General features: G+C 58.1%; 17 protein-coding genes and 1 tRNA gene. 6 read left to right on the top strand and 12 right to left on the bottom strand.

The window, feature by feature from the left end; genetic code table 11:
• Positions 1-12 precede the first annotated feature (12 nt).
• The 5 genes from rplS to ffh form a co-directional block, all read right to left on the bottom strand.
• Positions 13-369: a 50S ribosomal protein L19 gene (rplS, locus tag QC816_RS16715; protein WP_027337753.1), complete on the bottom strand. Its 357-nt coding sequence runs from the start codon at positions 367-369 to the stop codon at positions 13-15.
• 118 nt (positions 370-487) lie between these two features.
• A complete protein-coding gene (gene trmD, locus QC816_RS16710) occupies positions 488-1,285 on the bottom strand; it encodes a tRNA (guanosine(37)-N1)-methyltransferase TrmD (RefSeq protein ID WP_309783660.1) in 798 nt (265 codons plus the stop codon).
• A 47-nt stretch (positions 1,286-1,332) separates the two neighbouring features.
• A complete protein-coding gene (gene rimM, locus QC816_RS16705) occupies positions 1,333-1,878 on the bottom strand; it encodes a ribosome maturation factor RimM (RefSeq protein WP_027337752.1) in 546 nt (181 codons plus the stop codon).
• Between the two features lie 45 nt (positions 1,879-1,923).
• Positions 1,924-2,172, bottom strand: coding sequence for a 30S ribosomal protein S16 (gene rpsP / locus QC816_RS16700; RefSeq protein WP_007111767.1), 249 nt, complete (start codon positions 2,170-2,172; stop codon positions 1,924-1,926).
• A gap of 215 nt (positions 2,173-2,387) precedes the next feature.
• On the bottom strand, positions 2,388-3,809 hold the full coding sequence (gene ffh / locus QC816_RS16695; protein WP_309783512.1) for a signal recognition particle protein: 1,422 nt from the start codon (positions 3,807-3,809) through the stop codon (positions 2,388-2,390).
• 204 nt (positions 3,810-4,013) lie between these two features.
• On the opposite strand from ffh, the gene QC816_RS16690 reads away from it, so the two are divergent.
• Together QC816_RS16690 and QC816_RS16685 are read left to right on the top strand one after the other, a co-directional pair.
• Positions 4,014-4,811 carry a cytochrome C assembly family protein gene (locus QC816_RS16690; protein WP_085918296.1) on the top strand — a complete coding sequence of 266 codons (798 nt, stop codon included), beginning with the start codon at positions 4,014-4,016 and terminating at the stop codon, positions 4,809-4,811.
• Positions 4,812-4,893: 82 nt separating this feature from the next.
• The gene (locus QC816_RS16685; protein ID WP_085918295.1) at positions 4,894-6,171 is read left to right on the top strand and encodes an HlyC/CorC family transporter; all 1,278 of its coding nucleotides are present in this window, start codon (positions 4,894-4,896) and stop codon (positions 6,169-6,171) included.
• A 17-nt stretch (positions 6,172-6,188) separates the two neighbouring features.
• Here the strand turns inward: QC816_RS16685 and QC816_RS16680 are convergent, their stop codons facing one another.
• Positions 6,189-6,851: a 1-acyl-sn-glycerol-3-phosphate acyltransferase gene (locus QC816_RS16680; protein ID WP_199284576.1), complete on the bottom strand. Its 663-nt coding sequence runs from the start codon at positions 6,849-6,851 to the stop codon at positions 6,189-6,191.
• Positions 6,851-7,465, bottom strand: a complete 615-nt coding sequence (locus QC816_RS16675; protein ID WP_085918293.1) for a TetR/AcrR family transcriptional regulator — start codon at positions 7,463-7,465, stop codon at positions 6,851-6,853. The genes QC816_RS16680 and QC816_RS16675 overlap by 1 nt, the downstream gene beginning before the upstream one ends.
• A gap of 178 nt (positions 7,466-7,643) precedes the next feature.
• Here QC816_RS16675 and QC816_RS16670 point away from each other — a divergent pair, with 178 nt between their 5' ends.
• Both QC816_RS16670 and QC816_RS16665 read left to right on the top strand, forming a co-directional pair.
• Positions 7,644-8,321 carry an SOS response-associated peptidase gene (locus QC816_RS16670; RefSeq protein WP_085918292.1) on the top strand — a complete coding sequence of 226 codons (678 nt, stop codon included), beginning with the start codon at positions 7,644-7,646 and terminating at the stop codon, positions 8,319-8,321.
• Between the two features lie 80 nt (positions 8,322-8,401).
• On the top strand, positions 8,402-11,194 hold the full coding sequence (locus QC816_RS16665) for an insulinase family protein (RefSeq protein ID WP_422823752.1): 2,793 nt from the start codon (positions 8,402-8,404) through the stop codon (positions 11,192-11,194).
• 31 nt (positions 11,195-11,225) lie between these two features.
• Here the strand turns inward: QC816_RS16665 and sbcB are convergent, their stop codons facing one another.
• From sbcB to minC, 4 genes are all read right to left on the bottom strand, one after another.
• Entirely contained in the window at positions 11,226-12,719 is a 1,494-nt protein-coding gene (sbcB, locus tag QC816_RS16660; RefSeq protein WP_309783505.1) for an exodeoxyribonuclease I, read from the bottom strand.
• Positions 12,720-12,827: 108 nt separating this feature from the next.
• Positions 12,828-13,079, bottom strand: coding sequence for a cell division topological specificity factor MinE (gene minE, locus QC816_RS16655; RefSeq protein WP_027337743.1), 252 nt, complete (start codon positions 13,077-13,079; stop codon positions 12,828-12,830).
• Positions 13,076-13,894, bottom strand: coding sequence for a septum site-determining protein MinD (minD, locus tag QC816_RS16650; RefSeq protein ID WP_066319322.1), 819 nt, complete (start codon positions 13,892-13,894; stop codon positions 13,076-13,078). The genes minE and minD overlap by 4 nt, the downstream gene beginning before the upstream one ends.
• Positions 13,895-14,028: 134 nt before the next feature.
• Positions 14,029-14,802, bottom strand: a complete 774-nt coding sequence (minC, locus tag QC816_RS16645; protein WP_085918290.1) for a septum site-determining protein MinC — start codon at positions 14,800-14,802, stop codon at positions 14,029-14,031.
• Positions 14,803-14,991: 189 nt separating this feature from the next.
• On the opposite strand from minC, the gene QC816_RS16640 reads away from it, so the two are divergent.
• Positions 14,992-17,796, top strand: coding sequence for a DUF349 domain-containing protein (locus QC816_RS16640; RefSeq protein ID WP_309783502.1), 2,805 nt, complete (start codon positions 14,992-14,994; stop codon positions 17,794-17,796).
• Positions 17,797-17,863: 67 nt separating this feature from the next.
• Here the strand turns inward: QC816_RS16640 and phbB are convergent, their stop codons facing one another.
• Positions 17,864-18,610, bottom strand: a complete 747-nt coding sequence (phbB, locus tag QC816_RS16635) for an acetoacetyl-CoA reductase (RefSeq protein WP_085918288.1) — start codon at positions 18,608-18,610, stop codon at positions 17,864-17,866.
• A gap of 273 nt (positions 18,611-18,883) precedes the next feature.
• On the opposite strand from phbB, the gene QC816_RS16630 reads away from it, so the two are divergent.
• Positions 18,884-18,960: transfer RNA gene (locus tag QC816_RS16630), tRNA-Met, on the top strand.
• The last annotated feature ends 455 nt before the right edge of the window (positions 18,961-19,415 follow it).

The raw sequence follows: 19,415 nt of genomic DNA, 5'->3' as shown, positions 1-19,415 counted from the left end.
AAGCGACTCGCCTTAGGCCAGCTTTTCCTTGATACGTGCGGACTTGCCGCTGCGCTCGCGCAGGTAGTACAGCTTGGCCTGGCGCACGTCACCACGACGCTTGACTTCGATCGAGTCAACCAGCGGGCTGTAGGTCTGGAACGTACGCTCGACGCCGACACCGTGGGAAATCTTACGCACGGTGAAAGCGGAGTTCAGACCGCGGTTACGCTTGCCGATCACCACACCTTCAAATGCCTGCAGACGCTCACGGTTGCCTTCTTTCACTTTGACCTGAACGACGATGGTGTCGCCCGGTGCAAAGTTCGGCACCTCTTTGGACATTTGCTCGGTCTCGAGCGCCTGGATCACTTTGTTTTTACTGCTCATCGTCTTGCTCCTGAATAACGTGGTGGCTAAACCGCTCAGTCATGGAAGGCGGTCGCCGTGATCCCGGCGCTCAACACGAGCGGCGCGGGAGTCGTTATGGGTGACACAGGTGCGCAGGCTAGTCGCCTTTGTCGCCCTGCACCGCCGCCCCGGCCTGCCGATTGGTCAGGGCGTATTCCTCGATAAACTCGTTCAGCAGCCGTTGCTGCCCGGCTTCTAGCGTGCGTCCTTCCAACAGGTCGGGACGCCGTTGCCACGTTCGGCCCAATGATTGCTTCAACCGCCAGCGCTCGATGGCGGCATGGTTGCCGCTCAGCAGCACCTCCGGCACCTGACGCCCGTCAATTACTTCGGGACGGGTGTAGTGCGGGCAGTCCAGCAACCCATCGTTAAACGAGTCTTCGATGGCGGAGTCCTGATGCCCGAGCACACCGGGAACCAGCCTTGCCGCCGCATCGATCAACACCATGGCCGGCAGCTCACCACCGCTTAGCACATAGTCGCCAATCGACCATTCTTCATCGATGTCACTTTCCACTACTCGCTCATCAATGCCTTCATAGCGCCCGGCCACAACGACCAGAGGGCCTTTGGAGGCCAGCGTCCGGACGCCCTGCTGATCCAGCTTGCGCCCCTGGGGCGACAGATAGATCACGGTAGGCACCTGGCCGGTCGCGTGATGCGCCTCGCGGCGGGCATCATGAATCGCGGCGCGTAGCGTGTCGACTTTCATCAACATGCCGGGGCCTCCGCCATAAGGGCGGTCATCAACGCTGCGATGGCGGTCGGTGGCGTAATCCCGCGGATTCCAGAACGCCAGTGCAATGCGCTGCTTTTCGATGGCTCGACCCACAACCCCTTGCTGAGTCAGGGCATCGAACATCTCGGGAAACAGCGATACCACACCGATCCACATCGCGGGGTGGGCGCCTTCGCTTCCGCTCTCCGGCACGTCTTCACCGTTCAAAATTCAGGATCCCAGTCAACGACCATACGGCCATCTTCGAGGCTGACTTCGACAATGACGTCGTCCGGCAGAAACGGCAGCAGTCGCTCGCGCTTGTCGATCGACTCGACATCGCCGCGCACCACCATGACATCGTTGGCGCCGGTTTCGAACAGATAACTGACCTGTCCCAACCGCTCGCCGGCCTGAGTGAAAACCGCCAGGCCTTCAAGCTCATGCCAATAGTATTCGTCGTCGGAAAGCTCCGGCAGGGCGGCTTTGGGCATCAGGATATCCGCCTGGGCCAACGCTTCGGCCGCGTCACGGTCGTCAACGCCTTTCAGCTGCACCACAAGGCCTTTACCTTGCCGACGGCCCTGAACAATGGCCATTTGCGTCAGGCTTTCGCCTTGGCGCACCCACCATTCGGGGTATTCCAGAATGCTGTCCATGGGACTGGTATAGGAATATACCTTTAGCCAGCCTTTCACCCCGTGAGGGCTTGTCAGCTTGCCTAGCACCACATGTGTGTCGTCAGTTTGGCTTGTTTCAAAACGCGTCATCGACGACCCCAACGTACAACAGCACTTGCTTCATCGCGAACGGGCTCAGGCCTGTTTACGCGCTTCTTTTACCAGCTCAGCAACGCGACCCGACAGCTGGGCACCCTGGCTCTGCCAGTGTACGACGCGATCCAGATCAACGCGCAGACGCTCTTCCTGACCACGGGCGACCGGGTTGAAGAAACCGATACGCTCAATGAAACGGCCGTCGCGGGCATTGCGCGAGTCGGTCACGGTCAGGTGGTAAAAGGGACGCTTCTTGGCGCCACCACGTGCCAAACGAATGGTAACCATACGATAACTATCCTTCGGTTGAGGTTACGAGAGCGGGGTTAGCGATTTCGCTACCGGAGACACTCTTCATACTTTATTAAGGTCTCCATGGCAGGTATTTGACGCTTCATAGCCAACACCCACGCACGAAGAGGCCGCATTCTACGCAAATGCGCGCGGCTTGGAAAGCCTGGCCGCCAGAAAACTGTCAGGCCGTCAAGCTCGCCAAGTGCCGTTCAACGCCAGGGCATGCCGCCGGGGCCGCCCATGCCCCCCATACCGCCTGGGCCACCCGGGCCGCCGGGACCACCGCCGCCGCCCATCATGCCGGACATGCCACGCATCATTTTTTCCATGCCGCCTTTTTTGCCGGCTTTCTTCATCATCTTCTGCATCTGCTTATGCTGCTTGAGCAGACGGTTCAAGTCCGGCACCTGAAGTCCCGCACCCGCTGCAATACGGCGCTTGCGTGAGCCGTTGATGATTTCAGGCTTGTGGCGCTCTTTGGGGGTCATGGAGTTGATCAACGCCTCCAGCTTGCCGAGCTCTTTTTCGGGACCAGGCCCTTGGGCCATATCCGCCATCTGCCCCATACCCGGCAATTTGCCGAGCAAACCACCCATGCCCCCCATTTTCTTGAGTTGCTGCAGTTGCTCGCGGAAGTCTTCCAAGTCGAAGCCGTCGCCTTTCTTGACCTTTTTGGCCAATTGGTCGGCTTTGGATTTATCAACCGTGCGCTCGGCTTCCTCGATCAGCGAGAGCATGTCCCCCATGCCCAGAATCCGCGAGGCGACCCGGTCAGGGTGGAAGGGTTCCAAGGCGTCGACTTTTTCACCCACGCCCATGAACTTGATCGGCTTGCCGGTGACATGGCGCACAGAGAGCGCAGCACCGCCCCGCGCGTCACCGTCGGCTTTGGTCAGCACCACCCCGGTGAGCGGCAGAGCGTCGTGGAACGCTTTTGCGGTATTGACCGCATCCTGGCCGGTCATGGCATCGACGACAAACAGGGTTTCATCCGGCGTGACGGCTTTATGCAACGCCTGAATTTCCGCCATCATGGCTTCATCGATAGCCAAGCGGCCTGCGGTATCGATCAATACGACGTCGTGAAACTGGATTTTGGCGTGCTTGATGGCCGCTTCGGCAATCGCCACTGGCGCCTGATCCGAGCGGGAGGGAAAGAAGTCGACTTCCACCTCTTTGGCCAGGGTTTCCAACTGGTCAATCGCCGCGGGGCGGTAGACATCGGCCGAAACCACCAGGACCTTTTTCTTTTCACGTTCCCGCAGGTAACGCGCAAGTTTCGCCACCGAGGTGGTTTTACCCGCGCCCTGCAAACCCGCCATCAGCACTACGGACGGGGAGCTCTTTAATGTCAGTCCCTCGTTCGCTTCGCCCATGGTGGCTTCCAGCTCTTGCTGGACAATCTTGATGAACTGCTGACCGGGCGAAAGACTTTTGGATACCTCTTGCCCCACGGCTCGTTCGCGCACCCGCTCGACGAAGTCCTTGACCACGGGCAGCGCCACGTCTGCCTCAAGCAGCGCACGACGAACTTCTCGCAGGGTATCTTTAATATTGTCTTCGGTCAGGCGTGCCTGACCTTTGATCGATTTTAACGTCTGGGAAAGACGCTCACTAAGAGTCGAAAACATGGGGCCTCTCTGCCTCCGTCGCTGTCGCCGGGCTTGACCGGCCCTAGGCTAATGGAAGGGATTATACGCGCTCGCAGCGTGAGTCTCCATGGGCGCAAGATATAGATGGCTGTGCGTCACTGTAAGGATTCGTTATAGTAGTGACTTATCAATTCGATTCGATTTGTTTCATTACGACGCGCTGCAAGGCGCACGGATAGCATCATGCAGGCGCTCCCTTTCGCCACCATCGCCTTTATTCTCTATATAGCCGCTGCCATCTGGCAGGGTATGGCGCTGTTCCGGCGCGTCCCCCCTCGCCAGGTCATCGTGCGACTTTTAGCCGCGTTAGGCCTGTTGCTACATATCCCGGTGGTGGTTCAGCTAGTCGGGCAAACGCCAGGTTTGCTGCCCGGCTTCACCACCAGCGCCACCCTGCTGATGGCGGTCGCCGTGAACGTGGTCCTGATAGCAAGCCTGTTCAAGCCCGTGCTCAACGCCGGTATTGCGCTCTTCCCGCTAGCCGGCATCGCACTGATGGCCGCCACCTGGCTACCCAGTCAGAGCGGCCACAGTGGGCTGACGCCGGGTATTTTGATGCACGCCATCAGCTCCGCGCTGGCCTTTGCGGTGCTGGCGATTGCCGCCGCACAAGCGGTGCTGGTAGGCTTGCAGAATCAGGCGTTGCGCCACCATCACATCCGCGGCATTGTCCAGTCACTCCCTCCGCTTACCACAATGGAGCGGGTGCTCTTCGAGCTAGTGTGGGTCGGCATTATATTGCTGACGCTATCAATTATCAGCGGCTTGCTGTTTCTGGATAACTTCTTTGCCCAGCACCTTGCCCACAAGACGGTACTATCGCTTCTGGCCTGGGTGATTTTCACCGCGCTCTTGATTGGCCGTTACCGGTTTGGTTGGCGCGGTATGCGTGCGGTGCGCTGGACGCTCGGCGGCTGCGCGATTCTGGTATTAGCCTATTTTGGCAGCAAGTTCGTGCTGGAAGTGGTACTTAACCGCTAACCTTGCAAGCACTGTGTGTATTGACACCTCTGTTGCAACCTCTTACAAATCGAGCTGAACACGGCATAAAGGAAATTCTGACTTGAGTGATGACTTCCCGCTGGGATTACTCTTTGGCTTGCTGGCCCTTCTCATTGCCCTCTCCGCTTTTTTCTCAAGCTCTGAAACCGGCATGATGTCGATCAACCGCTATCGGCTCAGCCACAACGCCAATAGCGGCGACCGTCGCGCCAAGCGCGTCATGCGTCTGCTGGCGCGCCCCGACCGGCTGATTGGCGTTATCCTGATCGGCAATAACTTCGTCAATAACCTTGCCGCCTCCATTGCCACGATTATTGCCATCCACTTTTTCGGCGATGTGTCAGGCCCCGCCATTTCTACTGCCCTGCTGACCATCACCATTCTGATTTTTTCCGAGGTGACGCCCAAGACCTATGCGGCCATCAAGCCCGAGCGCATTGCCTATCCAAGCTCGTACGCGCTTGAACCGCTACTCAAACTTCTCTACCCACTGGTATGGCTGGTTAACGCCGTTTCCAACGGACTGCTACGCCTGATCGGCGTCAAGAGCGTCGAAAACGGTGGCGACAACCTCACGCGGGATGAATTGCGCACCGTGGTTCACGAAGCCGGCACGCTGATTCCCTATCGACACCGCGCCATGCTGCTATCGATTCTCGATCTGGAAAACGTCACCGTCAATGACATCATGGTGCCCCGTCATGAAGTGCTGGGCATTGATCTGGACGACTCGCTCGACGACATCCTGGCGCAGATCCGCACCAGCCAGCACACGCGGCTGCCGGTTTACAAAGGCGATATCAATAACATTATCGGCATGCTGCACTTACGCAATGCGGCACGCTTTTTATCGCGCAGCGAAGTCACCAAGGCAGCGATTGTGCAGGAAGCCCGCGAGCCCTACTTCATTCCGGAATCCACGCCGCTCCACACCCAGTTGCTCAACTTCCAGAAACAGAAGCGCCGTATCGGCATCGTGGTCGACGAGTACGGCGATGTTGAAGGACTTGTCACCCTTGAGGACATCCTTGAAGAGATTGTCGGTGAATTCACCACCGACGTCTCGGAAGACGATGAGATACATCAACAGGATGACGGCAGCCATGTCATTGAAGGCACCGCGACCATACGAGACATCAACAAGATGCTTGGCTGGCAGTTACCCACCGACGGGCCCAAAACCCTCAACGGGTTAATTCTCGAGCACTTGGAAGGATTTCCTGAAGGACCTGCCTGCCTGCAGGTCGGGGCAACACGGATGGAAATTCTGGCGATTCGAGACAACCTGATCACCTCAGCCCGCTGCTGGAAGGCGACGCGAAGCGGGCTCGGTCAATAGAACTGACTGGCACCATGTCACTGGCGTGGCACGATATCCTGGTCCGCCTCGACTTTCAGCTGCCTCACCTGCTGCTCAAGGTAGCGGCGTAGCGCCAGCTCCCCTGTATTGCTCGGATCAACAGGGTCGCCAAAGTGGAGGCTCACCGGCGCCCGAAAACGCCTGGGCCATTTCTTTAACGCCTTACCGTCGTAGTGAGATGTCCACGACCCCCAGAGTCCCGCAAGTGCGGCGGGCACCACCGGCACACAATCTCGCATTACAATCGCCTCAAGCCCGCGACGAAAGGGGTGAATGTCGCCGTCGGGCGTTAGTCGCCCTTCGGGAAACACCATCACCACTTCCCCCTGGCGCAATGCCTGGCTGACTTCCTCCAGTGCGCGACGCAACGCGCCTGGACTGCGACGCTCGGACTCGATGGGAATGGCGCCGACCAGTTGAAACCACCATCTAAGCCAGGGGGAGTCAAAGATTGGCTGATCCATGACAAAACGCAACGGGCGGGGGCTGCCGCCGCCCAGCACCAACGCATCCATAAAGCTGACGTGGTTACACACCACCAGCGCTGGCCCCTGCTTGGGAATATGGCAACGCCCCCGAACATGCAGGCGATAGCAAAGCCGCATGGCCAGAAAGATACCGCCGCGCAGCAAGTGGCGCACTGGCTTAACCAATCCCATTACTCGGATTGCTCTCGGTTGCGCAGCCCGGCAAGAACGGTACTCAACAGCTGATCAAGCAGTTCATCCACCTTGAGCTGATGCCCCTGCCAATAACCGAGGCGTTCATTCAACCCCAGTTGAACCAGCCCGTGCACACTGCCCCATAAGGTGCGTCCCAGGCGTCGCGCCTCGGCATCATCCAGCAGGGGCTGATACTGTTTGAGCGATGTTTCAACCTGGGTAAACAACGCCTCGATCAACTGGCTCTGACGCTGGTCCAACTCCCCTTCCTGCGCCAACGGATGGTCAAACAACAGTTGCCATCGGTAACAATCCTTTTCGGCAAATCGCCAATAGGCATTGGCCAGCGCACGCAGCCAGGGTTCGGGCTCATCCGACGAAAGGCTGGTAATAGTGGACTGCAAACGCGCCAGGGTTTCGACGTTGACGTACTGCAACAGAACATTAAAGCTGCCATACAGCTTGAGCAATGTACTGGGGGCGCAGCCGACCTCTCTGGCCAGGGCACGCAGCGATAAACCATGAATGGACTGTTGAGCCAACCATTCATCGCAAGCGTGCATAACCTGCGCGTGTAGTGCATCGGGCGCGTGCTGTCTGGGGCGAGCCATGGCGATCTCTTAAGGTGAACGGCAAACAGGAAGAATGCCTTATCGCGCTTTAGCGTGAACAAGGGATGCTATAGGATACCCCACATCGAACACTGTTTTCGACTCCAAACCTCGACATTTCATGCTTAATACCCTCTAAACGGGTACTGACAACGCGTTAGCGTAAAAGGAGACCTGCATGGCCGGGCGCTTACACGTGCAGCAACTGCCTCTTGCCCGCCTACTCCCAAGCCTGAAGATGGCCGAACCCTTAATTGAATCACCCAATGTGGCACCGCGACAGCCGGTATCGGCTATCCGCAAGGTTGAGGGCCAACTCTGTTTACAGTCGTTATTCTGGGGGCTGACACCGCCGTGGTTAAAAGTCCTGGATAATGCGCCCCACTGCGCTCGAGCGGAAACCCTGAACCAACGGGGAATGTTTCAGGAAGCCTATCGCTCGCGCCGCTGCCTGGTACCGGTTAGCGGCTTTTACATCTGGAAACGACTACCCCGTGCCAAGCAACCCTACCTGGTCACGCAGGTCAATCGCGGACCGCTATTATTAGCTGGACTGTGGTGTCGTTACCACACCACACTCACTACCTACAACGACTCCACCGCTCTGGTAACCGTCCCCGCAAACGCTTGTTTGTCGCACCTGACTGACCGGCTGCCTGCGGTGATCGACCCGCGGGACGCGGACGAATGGTTAAACCCCGACACGGCCCACACTCGCCTTGACCGTTTATTGACGCCCGCACCACTGGAACTGTTGGGCGCTTTTCCGGTATCAAAACAGATTAACTTTCCTACCTACCAGTCGCCGGCCTGCGCTCACCCCATCGGGCCGATGATACGCTGGACCACGTCATAGGAGCTTACATGCGTCAACTTATTGGTTTAAAACGCTTTGCACGTTGGAATATGGCGTTGCCTGGAGGCGCTCTGCTGGGCATGGCCATGGGCAGCCTTTGGTTTGCGCCCACGGCACTGGCTGCCGACGAAGAGGACATCAAGGACGTCATCACACCTCACGTCAGCCCGTATGACGAGCGCGACTACCGCGTGCTCGAACTGGAAAACGGATTGAATGTGCTACTCGTCAGCGATGACGAGGCAGATAAAGCGGCGGCGTCGATGAACGTACGGGTCGGCAGCGCCCAGGACCCTGATGACTTACAGGGACTCGCCCACTTCCTCGAGCACATGCTGTTTTTGGGCACCGAAGCTTACCCAGAGGCTGACGCCTATCAGCGCTACCTATCGCGCAACGCAGGCTCGCACAACGCCTTTACCGCCTCTCAGGATACCAATTACTTTTTCAGCATTGAGCCTTCAGCCTTCGAGGGCGCACTGGACAGATTCAGCGCTTTTTTTGTTTCACCGCTGTTTAATGCCGACAAGCTTGAAAGTGAACGTAATGTGGTGCATTCAGAGTACGTTTCACGCCGTCGGGATGAAGGAAGGCGCGAAAACGCGGTACTCAACCAGTTGCTGAACCCGGAGAACCCAACCACCCAGTTTGCCGTGGGTAACCGCGAGACGCTGGCCAATCCCCCGGAAGGTGAAGCCACCCTTCGCGAACGGGTGATGGCGTTTTATCAGCGCCACTACGACGCCAATGTGATGAACCTGGCCGTCGTGGCACCTCAGTCGCTGGATACCCTGGAAGACTGGGTGGTCGAGCGCTTTGCCGAGATTCCCGACAACGATCGGGAAGCCCCCAGCATCGACACCCCCCTCGTGGATCGCGACACGTTACCCCGTTATGTAGCACGTCATTCAATTGAAGATCGCCATCAACTACGTTTTTACTTTCCCATTGCCGACCCCACCGATGCTTATCGCCAGAAACCCACTCAACTGATTTCCCACCTGTTGGGCGATGAAAGCGATGGAAGCCTGTTCGCTGTCCTCAAGGACAGCGGACTTGCCGACGCGTTGTCGACAGGGATCAGTCGCGCCGATGGTCAGCATGCGCTTTTCACTGTCTCCATCAGCCTTACCGAGGACGGCGCGCAGCGCCTGGACGATATTGAAGCCACATTGTTTGCCGCTATCGAGCGTATTCGCCAGGGCGGTCTTGAAGAGTGGCGCTACACCGAGCAAGCCGACCTCAACGAACAGGCCTTCCGCTTTCAACAGCAGGGCGAACCCCAGCAGGAAGCGATACGGCTCTCGATGAATCTGTCTCGCTACCCGGTGGAGGACGTCCAGTATGCCGCGTACCGGATGGATGAGTTCGATGCCGAGCAACATCGGCGCTACCTGGATGCGCTGACCCAGGACAACATGCTGCGTATTTACTCAGCTCCCGACATCGAGAGCGACAAGGTGACGCCCTGGTTCGACACCGCCTGGCGGGAACAGACGCCCAGTGAAAGTGGCCAAGCCTTGAGCGGGCTGACATTACCGGCACCCAACCCTTTTATCGCCAGCGACCTTAGCCTACTGGAAGGCCAGGACGAACGCCCCACCACGCTGATCGACACGCCCTCGTTTACTGCCTGGCATATGCAGGACGCCCAGTTCAACACCCCCAAGGTGGAGTGGCGGCTAAGCTTGCAACACCCCAGTACCAGCTATTCCGCCGAGGAAGCAGTGCTCACCCGGCTGCTGGCCAACTGGCTGAACGACAGCCTCAACGAAGCGCTTTATCCTGCCTGGTTGGCAGGCCAGTCGTTCAGCGCCTATGCCCATTCACGGGGTATGACGCTGTCGTTTTCCGGCTGGCGGGACGGTCAGACCCCACTGATCGAGCAAGCACTCGACCAACTCAGCAACGCCGACATCCGTCAGCGTGACTTCGAGCGGGTGCTCAACCGTTTACAGCGTGAATGGCGCAACGCCCCCCAAGCCTCCCTGTACGCCCAAGCCAGCGGCACCCTGGGCGAAGCCCTGCTAACCCCCCAATGGTCGACCCAAGCGCTGCTTGAGGCCAGCCAGCGTCTGGCGCATGGTCACCTGATCGACTTCCGCCAACGTTTCCTTGACGACCTCTACGTGGATGCCATGGCGGTCGGCAACCTGGGGCCTGAACGTGCCAGAGAGCAGGCAAACCTGATGCGCGGCAAGCTCACTCCCCGGCTGACGCGCGACGATATACGCAATCTCACGCCGCTCGCCGTCAACGGCGACGATACGGTCCTGCACCCCAATAGCCAGCGTGAAGAATCCATCGTACTGCGCTATCTGCAAGGGCGTGATCAAACACTGCGCGAGCAAGCCGCGACCCAGGTTCTCGCTCAGTGGCTGGAAACGCCTTTCTACCAGCAACTACGCACTGAGGAGCAGCTTGGTTACATCGTCAATGCGGGTTACTCTCCGCTGCTGGACGCCCCCGGTATTGCCATGGTTGTGCAGTCACCCGACGCCGATAGCGACACAATCGCCAGGCGCATGGAGGCGTTCCTGAAGGAGGCCGGCGAGCGACTTGAGCAGCTGGACGACGATGAACTGGATGCTTACCGCCAAGCAGTGAACAGCCGCTTGAGCCAACGCGACACGCGTCTGGCGCAGATGACCAACCGCTACTGGCAGGCAACCGCGCGGGAGGAGGTGCGTTTCGACCGTCGTGAGCAGCTCGCCGAGCTGGCCATGGAAGTGTCGCTAGACGACCTGCAAGCTCTGTGGCCAGCGCTGCGTGAACGCCAACTGGACGTGCGCTTCAACCCAGGCGACGAACCCAGCAATGTAGCGGAGATCCGCCAGCAGCTCACGCCACTACCAGAACAGGCGAGCAAGTAACTGACAGACCAGTGGTCTCAGCCATACCGGCTCAGGCGTCAAACGCCTGTGCCGGTAACATGGCTTCAACATAGAGCACGAGCTCCTCAAGAATCTGGCGCTGGTGGTCAGTCAGCGTCTGCTGGTTGTAGTTTTCGATCTCCCGGGCGAAAGCTTTCAAGGTGAAACCTGACAGCGTGGCATCGTTCAGACGTGTCCAGCGAAACGCCTCCCACTGCTCAAGTTCGTCTCCCTCGAGTGTTTCCGGGTAGCTTCGCGCACGAAAGCGGAACAGCATTTCTTCGAGTCGCGGGTCCTGAAAGGCAAACCGCTCGCCCACCAGATCCCAAGGGTCCATGGCCCTGACTCGCTCCATCTGCTTGCGGTCGGCGGCCGAGAAAAAGGCACCGGCATAGAGCATCAGGTCGGGATCCTGCGGCGCATCGTCGTAGCCTGCGCTGAAGACCTCAGCAACTTTCTGGGACACCCCAGACGCCTCGCGGAGCATTTTCCAATGACGGCGACAGGCGTTCATATCCAGCCCCAACCGGGCCACGATATCGCCATACTCGCCTTTCTGCGGGCCCTCCACGTCTTTCAACACAGTGGTGGGAAAGACCACAGGGCAGCGATTGATGTGAATGACCTTGAGCGGAATGCGGGTTTCGCCCTCCGTCAGATCCTGCTGACTGACAAAGACCCGCTCACGAATTTGCGATGCCGACATGGTCAGTAACTCGCTGGGGTCAACGCTCAGGTCATAGACGATGACCCCGTTGGGGTTGCTCGGATGCTCGGCCAGCGGCATCACAAGCGCACTACACGCCCGACTTGCCGGGTAGCGACGCGAAATATGCAAAATCGGTTTGGCGCTGGGCAGGTCGACCTGGTTGGCCACCTGCCGCTTGCCACGCAGGCCGAGCAAATAGTCAAACAGCTTGGCATTGCGCGACTTCAGCAAGCGCGCCAGCGCAATCGTCGCACGCACGTCGGCCACCGCATCGTGGGCCCCTTCATGGGCGATACCATTGGCCGCCGTCAGGTCTTCCAGCTTGAAGCTCGGCGCACCATCGTCGCGCAGTGGCCATTCGATGCCCTCGGGCCTCAAGGCGTAAAAGGCTCTGACCACATCGATAAGATCCCAGCGCGAATTGCCGTTTTGCCACTCACGGGCGTAAGGATCGAGAAGATTACGGTAGAACAGGTGGCGCGACACTTCGTCATCGAAGCGCAGGCTGTTATACCCGACCACGCAGGTGCCCGGCTCACTCATATGGCGCTGCACTTCAGCGGCGAATTCGGCTTCGGGGAGACCGTGGCGTTGTGCCTTTTGGGGGGTAATACCGGTAATCAAGCAGGCAGCGGGATGGGGCAGATAATCGTCAGCAGGGCGACAGAACAGCTCGATCGGTTCGCCGATTTCGTTTAACTCCGCATCGGTGCGCAGAGCGGCGAACTGAGCGGGCCGATCACGACGCGGATCAGCCCCAAAGGTTTCATAGTCATGCCATAAAAAGCTGGCGGGGGCAGCATTGGGTGACGCCATGGACAAGCACTCCGCTGGGCAATGAAAAGCCCAAGCCTAGCATATCCACATCAGGTTTCGCCGCGTATTCAGAAAACCTCAGCAACCCTGGTTTCAAAAAAGCGCGGGTCAACTTTTAGGGAGCGTCACGTTCAACTCCAATACCGAGCAGTTATCCTCGCTATCCAGTGAGATCTGGATCGCATCGTCGTCCACGTGAACGTAGCGGCGAATGACCTCCAGCAACTCGCGTTCCAGCATCGGCATGTAATCGGGTTGCCCCCGTTGGCTTCGTTGATGCGCCACGATAATTTGCAGGCGTTCTTTGGCCACCGAGGCAGACTTCTTGCGCTCACGCTTCAAGAACTCCAGCAGTTTCATCGCCGACCTCCACCAAACATGCGGCTGAGCAAGCCTTTACGCTGCATTTCGTGAAAGCGCAGAGGCATGTCTTCACCGAGCAGACGCGAGACGGTATCGCTATAAGCTTGGCCCGCGTCGCTTGAAATATCGTGGGTAACCGGCACGCCCTGGTTAGAGGCCCGCAGCACTGCTTCGGACTCGGGAATCAGGCCAAGCAGATTAATCGCCAAAATTTCACGGATATCGTCCAGCGTCAGCATGTCGCCCGACGTGACGCGCTCAGGGTTGTAGCGCGTGACCAGCAGGTGCTCTTTAATCGGGTCGCTACTCTCCTCGGCACGACGTGTCTTGGATGCCAGCAGGCCAAGAATCCGATCAGAATCGCGCACAGAGGATACTTCCGGGTTCGTCACCACGATCGCCTCATCGGCAAAGTACATGGCCAACTGAGCGCCACGTTCGATACCGGCAGGCGAATCACACATGATGAAGTCGAAGTCCTCTTTCAACTTGTCGAGCACTTCGGCAACGCCTTCCTGTGTCAAGGCGTCCTTGTCGCGGGTTTGTGAGGCCGGCAGAATAAACAGGTTCTCAACCCGCTTGTCGCGGATCAGTGCTTGATTGAGCCCCGCCTCACCTTGAATCACGTTTACCAGGTCGTACACCACGCGGCGCTCGCAGCCCATGATCAGGTCAAGGTTGCGCAAGCCCACATCGAAATCGATCACCACCGTTTTCTTTCCGCGTAGCGCTAAGCCTGTCGAAATAGCGGCGGCACTGGTGGTTTTACCGACCCCCCCTTTACCCGAGGTCACTACAATAATTTTGGCCAAGAGTTACTTCCTTCTTGAAGTCGTTCATCGCAAGTGCGCCGTTAGCGCACTACGTACAACGGGAACGTCTATGTCATCTAAACCACGCGGTGACTCCGCGTGGCTGGCATTCTCAACGATTTACGCGCTCGGCGCTAATTAAGCGGCTTAATTTCCAATTGTTGTTGCGTAAAGTGCACCTCAGCGGGGGCACCCAATAGTTGAGAATCGATATCTTCCAGACGCTTGTAATTACCCGCCACTGACAGTAATTCAGCGGCCAGCTCGCGACAATAGATACCCGCCTGGGTATTGCCATGAATACCTGCTAATGCCCGTCCGCGCAATGCGCCATAAACATGAATACTGCCGGCGGCCAGAACTTCCGCTCCCGCATTGACCGCACCGATGACGACCAGATCACCTCCCGAAGCGCTCACCTGCTGCCCGGAACGCACCGTACCGCGGTAGAGACGAGTGGTTTCCGTACCGTTGCTTTCCTGCGCATCGGCTGCCTCTTTTTCGGTGTTTGCATCCGCCACGGCAACGGGGGCTGCACTTTCGCTATCACTGCCGACACTCTTGAGCATTTGCGCACGGCTTTCGTCGACCGGCGCGAACCAGCCAAGGCCGAGCGCCCACGCCGATTGACGCACCGGCTCAGTGCCCCCCCTCACTGCCACCGGGAGCAGCTTGTGGTCCCTGCAGACAGCGCAAATGCGCTCCAGCGAAAGATGGGGCTCATCAAGCTTTTCCACGCTAAGCACAACCGGTGTATGCTGAAAGAACGCAGGTGATTGAGACAGTTTGCCTGCCAGTTGACGTCGGATATGCTCTGGGTCAGCGCTGCTTAACTCCATGACGGTCATCGGCAGCATGCCGCCTTTAAAGGTAAAGGCCACGTCGGCACTATCCACATTGAGGCTCATGGCCGAACTCCATGTCATGTTCAGGTAAGATATTAAGGTAGCGCATTTGAGCGCTTTTGGGCGGTGAGAATTAACCCTCATCGAACCCACATTATAAGTCAACGCTAAGCGACAGCGCCGACAACTGCAACCTTCTTAGGGTCGACGTCTGATTTTTTTCACGCAAAGCGCCTCACAGCAGGATGATCCATGCACGGACTGTTAAGACGCCTGTTCGCACCTCGCTGGCAACACCCCAATGCCGAGGTACGCCGCCAGGCTCTCCACCGCCTTGATCCTGACCATCGCGAACAGCGCCAGGCGCTCGCTTCGCTTGCGCAGGATCCGGATAGCGACATACAGCTTGCCGCATTAATTGCTCTTGATGACCTTGAAGGGCTCATGGCGGCTTACCCGGCCCACCAGAACGACATGGCTTGGCAAGAGGCGCTATGCCAGCGGCTCAGCGGCCAGCAAGGGCAAACGGGGCTTGGCCAGCGTGAGGCACTTGCCGAGCGTATCGACGATACCAAGATACTCAACGCTCTTGTGCATAAGGGTGACAACCTCAATTTACGGCTTACTGCGCTCGCCCGTTTGACTGATGAACGCGACTTGATCGAACACGCCTGCCATAACGGCGTCGCCGCCGTTCGTCACCAGGCAGCGGATCGCATCGTCAGTCAAGAGGGCCTGAAGCAGCTGTTGAAGCAAGCCCGCCGGGACCGCCAGGTCGTACGCATGGCCAAAGATCGGCTACAAGAACGGCGTGCCGATGCCGAGTGGAAAGAAGCCCAACAGCAAAAGCGCGAGACGCTTCTGCAGCAGTTGGAACGTCACGCCCAATCCACCTGGGAACCCCTCTACGGCGGCCGGCTGCGTCATCTGCAGCGTGAATGGGATCAACTCAGCCAATCGCCTGACCCCGACCAGGAGGCACGTTACCATCAAGCCGTTCTCGCTTGCCGCAAAACGCTGCACGATCATGAAACTCACGAACAGGCGCGTCAGCAGAACAACCAGCAACGCGAAGCCACCGACCAGACCCGAGAACAGTTACTGGAAGGCCTGGAAGAAACTCTGGAAGGCCTGCGGCTTGGCAGTGGATTGACGTCTCAGGATATCGACAGCCTTCGCGCCCAGCGTCAGTTGCTTGGCCAGCGCTGGCAGCAACTGTCCGATGTGCACCCGCCCAGCGACTCGATACGCCAACGCTACACCCAGGCCCTGAAAGAGTACGAGGCCTGTATCGAAGCCTGGCAGCGCTGGCAACGCGTTAGCGCTGAGCTTGAGCAAGCACTGGCCGACGCCGACCACTCCGCCATTTCATCACTGCTCGACCAATGCCGCTGGCCTGATACTCTGACCATGCCCACGCTTGCTCGCCAAGCACAGGAGGCGCTTGATGCCACCCATGAAACCGCCGATACGCAGACCGATGCCCAATCCCTCAGCGCTTACAGCAACGACCTGGACACCTTCGAACAGTTGCTTGAACGTGGTGCTTTCAAAAGCGCCAGCCGCCTTCACCAACGGCTGAAGCCGCGCATTGAGGCGCTCAAGGATGACGATGCCCGACCGCTCAAAGCAAGGCTGAAACAGCTTGGCGCGCAACTCGCCGAACTACGCGACTGGCGAGGGTTTGTCGCAGGCCCCAAACGTGAACAACTGTGCGCTTCCATTGAGGTGCTTGCCGACGATCAGCACATGACAGAACCGGCACTCGACCGGCACCACCGCCAGCTCGTCAAAGAATGGAAATCCCTTGGGGATGCAGCGGCTGATCGAGAGTTGTCCGCACGCTTTCGTGCTGCTTCGGACCGTATCCACGAGCGCCTCGCCCCCTGGCGAGAGCGGCTAACTCAACAGCGGGAGGCTAACTTGCGTGCCCGCGAAGCACTCTGTGAGCAGCTCGAGACCCTGCTGGCCCAGCCAGCACAGGACGCCGACCCGGATGTACTGCGCGAAATTCGCGATAAAGCACGCCAACAGTGGCGCCACCACTCTCCCGTACCGCGCGAACAGGCAGAAGCCATTGGTCGCCGGTTTGGCCGCGCTCGCCATCAGCTACAAAGCTTGATCGATACCCGTGCCGAGCATATTGCCGACCAGAAGAAAGCCCTGATCAGCAGTGTTCAGGCGCTTCACCAGGACGAACGTCCGCTCGCCGAGCGCATTGAAGATGCCAAGCAGCTACAGCAGCAGTGGCGTCAATTGGGGCGGGCGCCTAAAGGGGAAGAACAAACGCTCTGGAAGGCCTTCCGCCACGAATGCGACCAGTTGTTCGCCAGACGCGACGCGCATAAACAAGAGCAGCTTGCCCAGCAGCAACGCCAGCTCGACAGCCTGCAAGCACTGGTCGACGAAATGGACAGCTGGCAACCTCAAGATGCCAGCGACCACGCCAAGCTGGACGCCTTCATTGAACAGGCAACGCGTTTGGAACCCCTGCCACGTAGCCGCCGAAGCGAAGGTATGCAGCGGCGTCTAAGCGGCATTATTCGTGCCCGGCGTGAGCGTCTTAACCGCCTTGAAGTCGCGGGCACGGTCACCGCCTGGCAGCAGCTGACGCCGCTTATCGAAGCTCACTTGCGCGCAGACCAACGCAGGCTTGTCGACGAACAGGCAGACACGGTAGACGCACAAGCGGTGCTGGGCGAAACGAGCTTGAAAGCGCCTTTTGAGCAGGCCCACCATCAGCGCAATCAACGACGCATGGAGGGGCTCCCCAACGCCCACGAAGCCAACCTGAAGGATCAGCTTGCCCGGCTTCGCGTTCACTTATCACTGCTGGCCATGGGGCGTGTACATCAGCAAGATGAACCCCTGCGGCTGGCCATCCAGGTGGAACGCCTCAACGAGGGGCTTCAAAAAGAGCGTAGCCGCGCGCAGGAGGTTAGCGAGGTGCTTGCAGATCTCATTGCCCTTGGGCCCATGCCCAGATCGCTGTGGGATCAAGAAGTCGACGAGCTGGATGAACTGCTTACCCGGCTCGCTCAAACACCTACGCCTTGAGCCATCACAAAAGCCAGCGAGGGATACTCGCTGGCTTTTTGATCAATGAGCAAAATGAACGACGAGATCAGCCCATGAACTGACCACCATTGATGTCGAAGTTCGCCCCAGTAATGAACCCGGACTCCTCATCGGCGATGAAGGTCACGAGCCGGCCAATTTCCTCTGGCGTACCATAGCGCTTGACGGGGATCGTCTCACGGATCGCCTCGCGCACCTTTTCTGGAATGTTCATGATCATGTCGGTGGCAATGTAGCCGGGCGACACAGTGTTCACGGTAATGCCCTTCGTGGCGGTTTCCTGGGCAAGCGACATGGTCAACCCGTGCATCCCCGCTTTTGCCGCCGCGTAGTTCGCTTGGCCGAACTGCCCTTTGCGACCGTTGATGGATGAAATATTGATAATCCGCCCATAACCGTGTTCAAGCATCATTTCAATCACACTGCGGCAGGTATTGAAGACACTATTCAGGTTGGTATCGATCACCTCATACCATTGCTCGTATGACATTTTCTTCATGGTGCCGTCACGGGTGATCCCTGCACAGTTCACCAACACACTGATGGGACCATGCTGCTCCTGAATTTGCTGGGCACCTTGTAGGCAGGCCTGATGGTCGGCAAGGTCGACACCGGACAGCGCAATGTTGTTATAGCCATCGGCTTGCTGCGATGCCAGCCAGGTTTTGGCCTTTTCGGGGTTGTGATAACCCGCTACGACCAGATAACCCGCATCCGCCAGCGAACGACAAATCGCCGTGCCGATACCACCAGTTCCACCAGTTACCCAGGCGACGGGGGCTTGATTGGCCATTGACTACCTCCCTGATATGACGAATGGCTTGGGCGTTGCAGAATTGACACCGCAAGCCATTGTGAAAAGCGCCTTGGCGCTTAAGTACCAACGGCAAATCGCAATACAGATGCGCGACTTACCGAGAGTCAGCATTGTTCTTGTTGCACTAACCTCAGCATAGCGCTACTCGGCTCATGTTGCAGCACGAAGCCCACCAACGGCTATAGGGAAAACGTTTTAAAACGCCTATTGACGAAACGTAAAAAAAGCGTAGAATACGCCACACGTTGATGCGGGGTGGAGCAGTCTGGTAGCTCGTCGGGCTCATAACCCGAAGGTCATCGGTTCAAATCCGGTCCCCGCTACCAATATTTCGAGAGGCAGATCAGTTACTTACTGGTCTGCCTTTTTTTGTGCTTACCGTTCACAATAGCCTTGGGCCCAGGCTGGGCGCAAACTGCATTTCTGCTTTCCCCCCAAAACACAAGTTATTGTTAGGCTCCAGACACGCCTTTCATCGACTCAGCGACTTCAACGCGTACTAGAGATGTCAGACGGCAACTGCTGGGGCCAGGGATTCTGGTTCAGCCACGCGATCCCCGCCCATGAATTCGAACAGCGGCTGAGCAAGCAGTCTGAGGCGTGATTGAACCTGGATCGTGCCGGGTTATATAAAAACCGCAAATTCAGCCTATTTCGCATCGTCATGCCAATTCCCGATAATCACGCCATCCTTTTGATAAGCTGAACCCCTACATACAGGCAAGCAGGAGCGATGCCTCCTGACGGACCATGCCCTGGCCATTATTCATTTTTATAATAA

This window comes from Vreelandella janggokensis, assembly GCF_031451615.1.
GTDB lineage: Bacteria > Pseudomonadota > Gammaproteobacteria > Pseudomonadales > Halomonadaceae > Vreelandella > Vreelandella janggokensis.
This window is presented reverse-complemented; position numbering and strand designations above follow the sequence as displayed.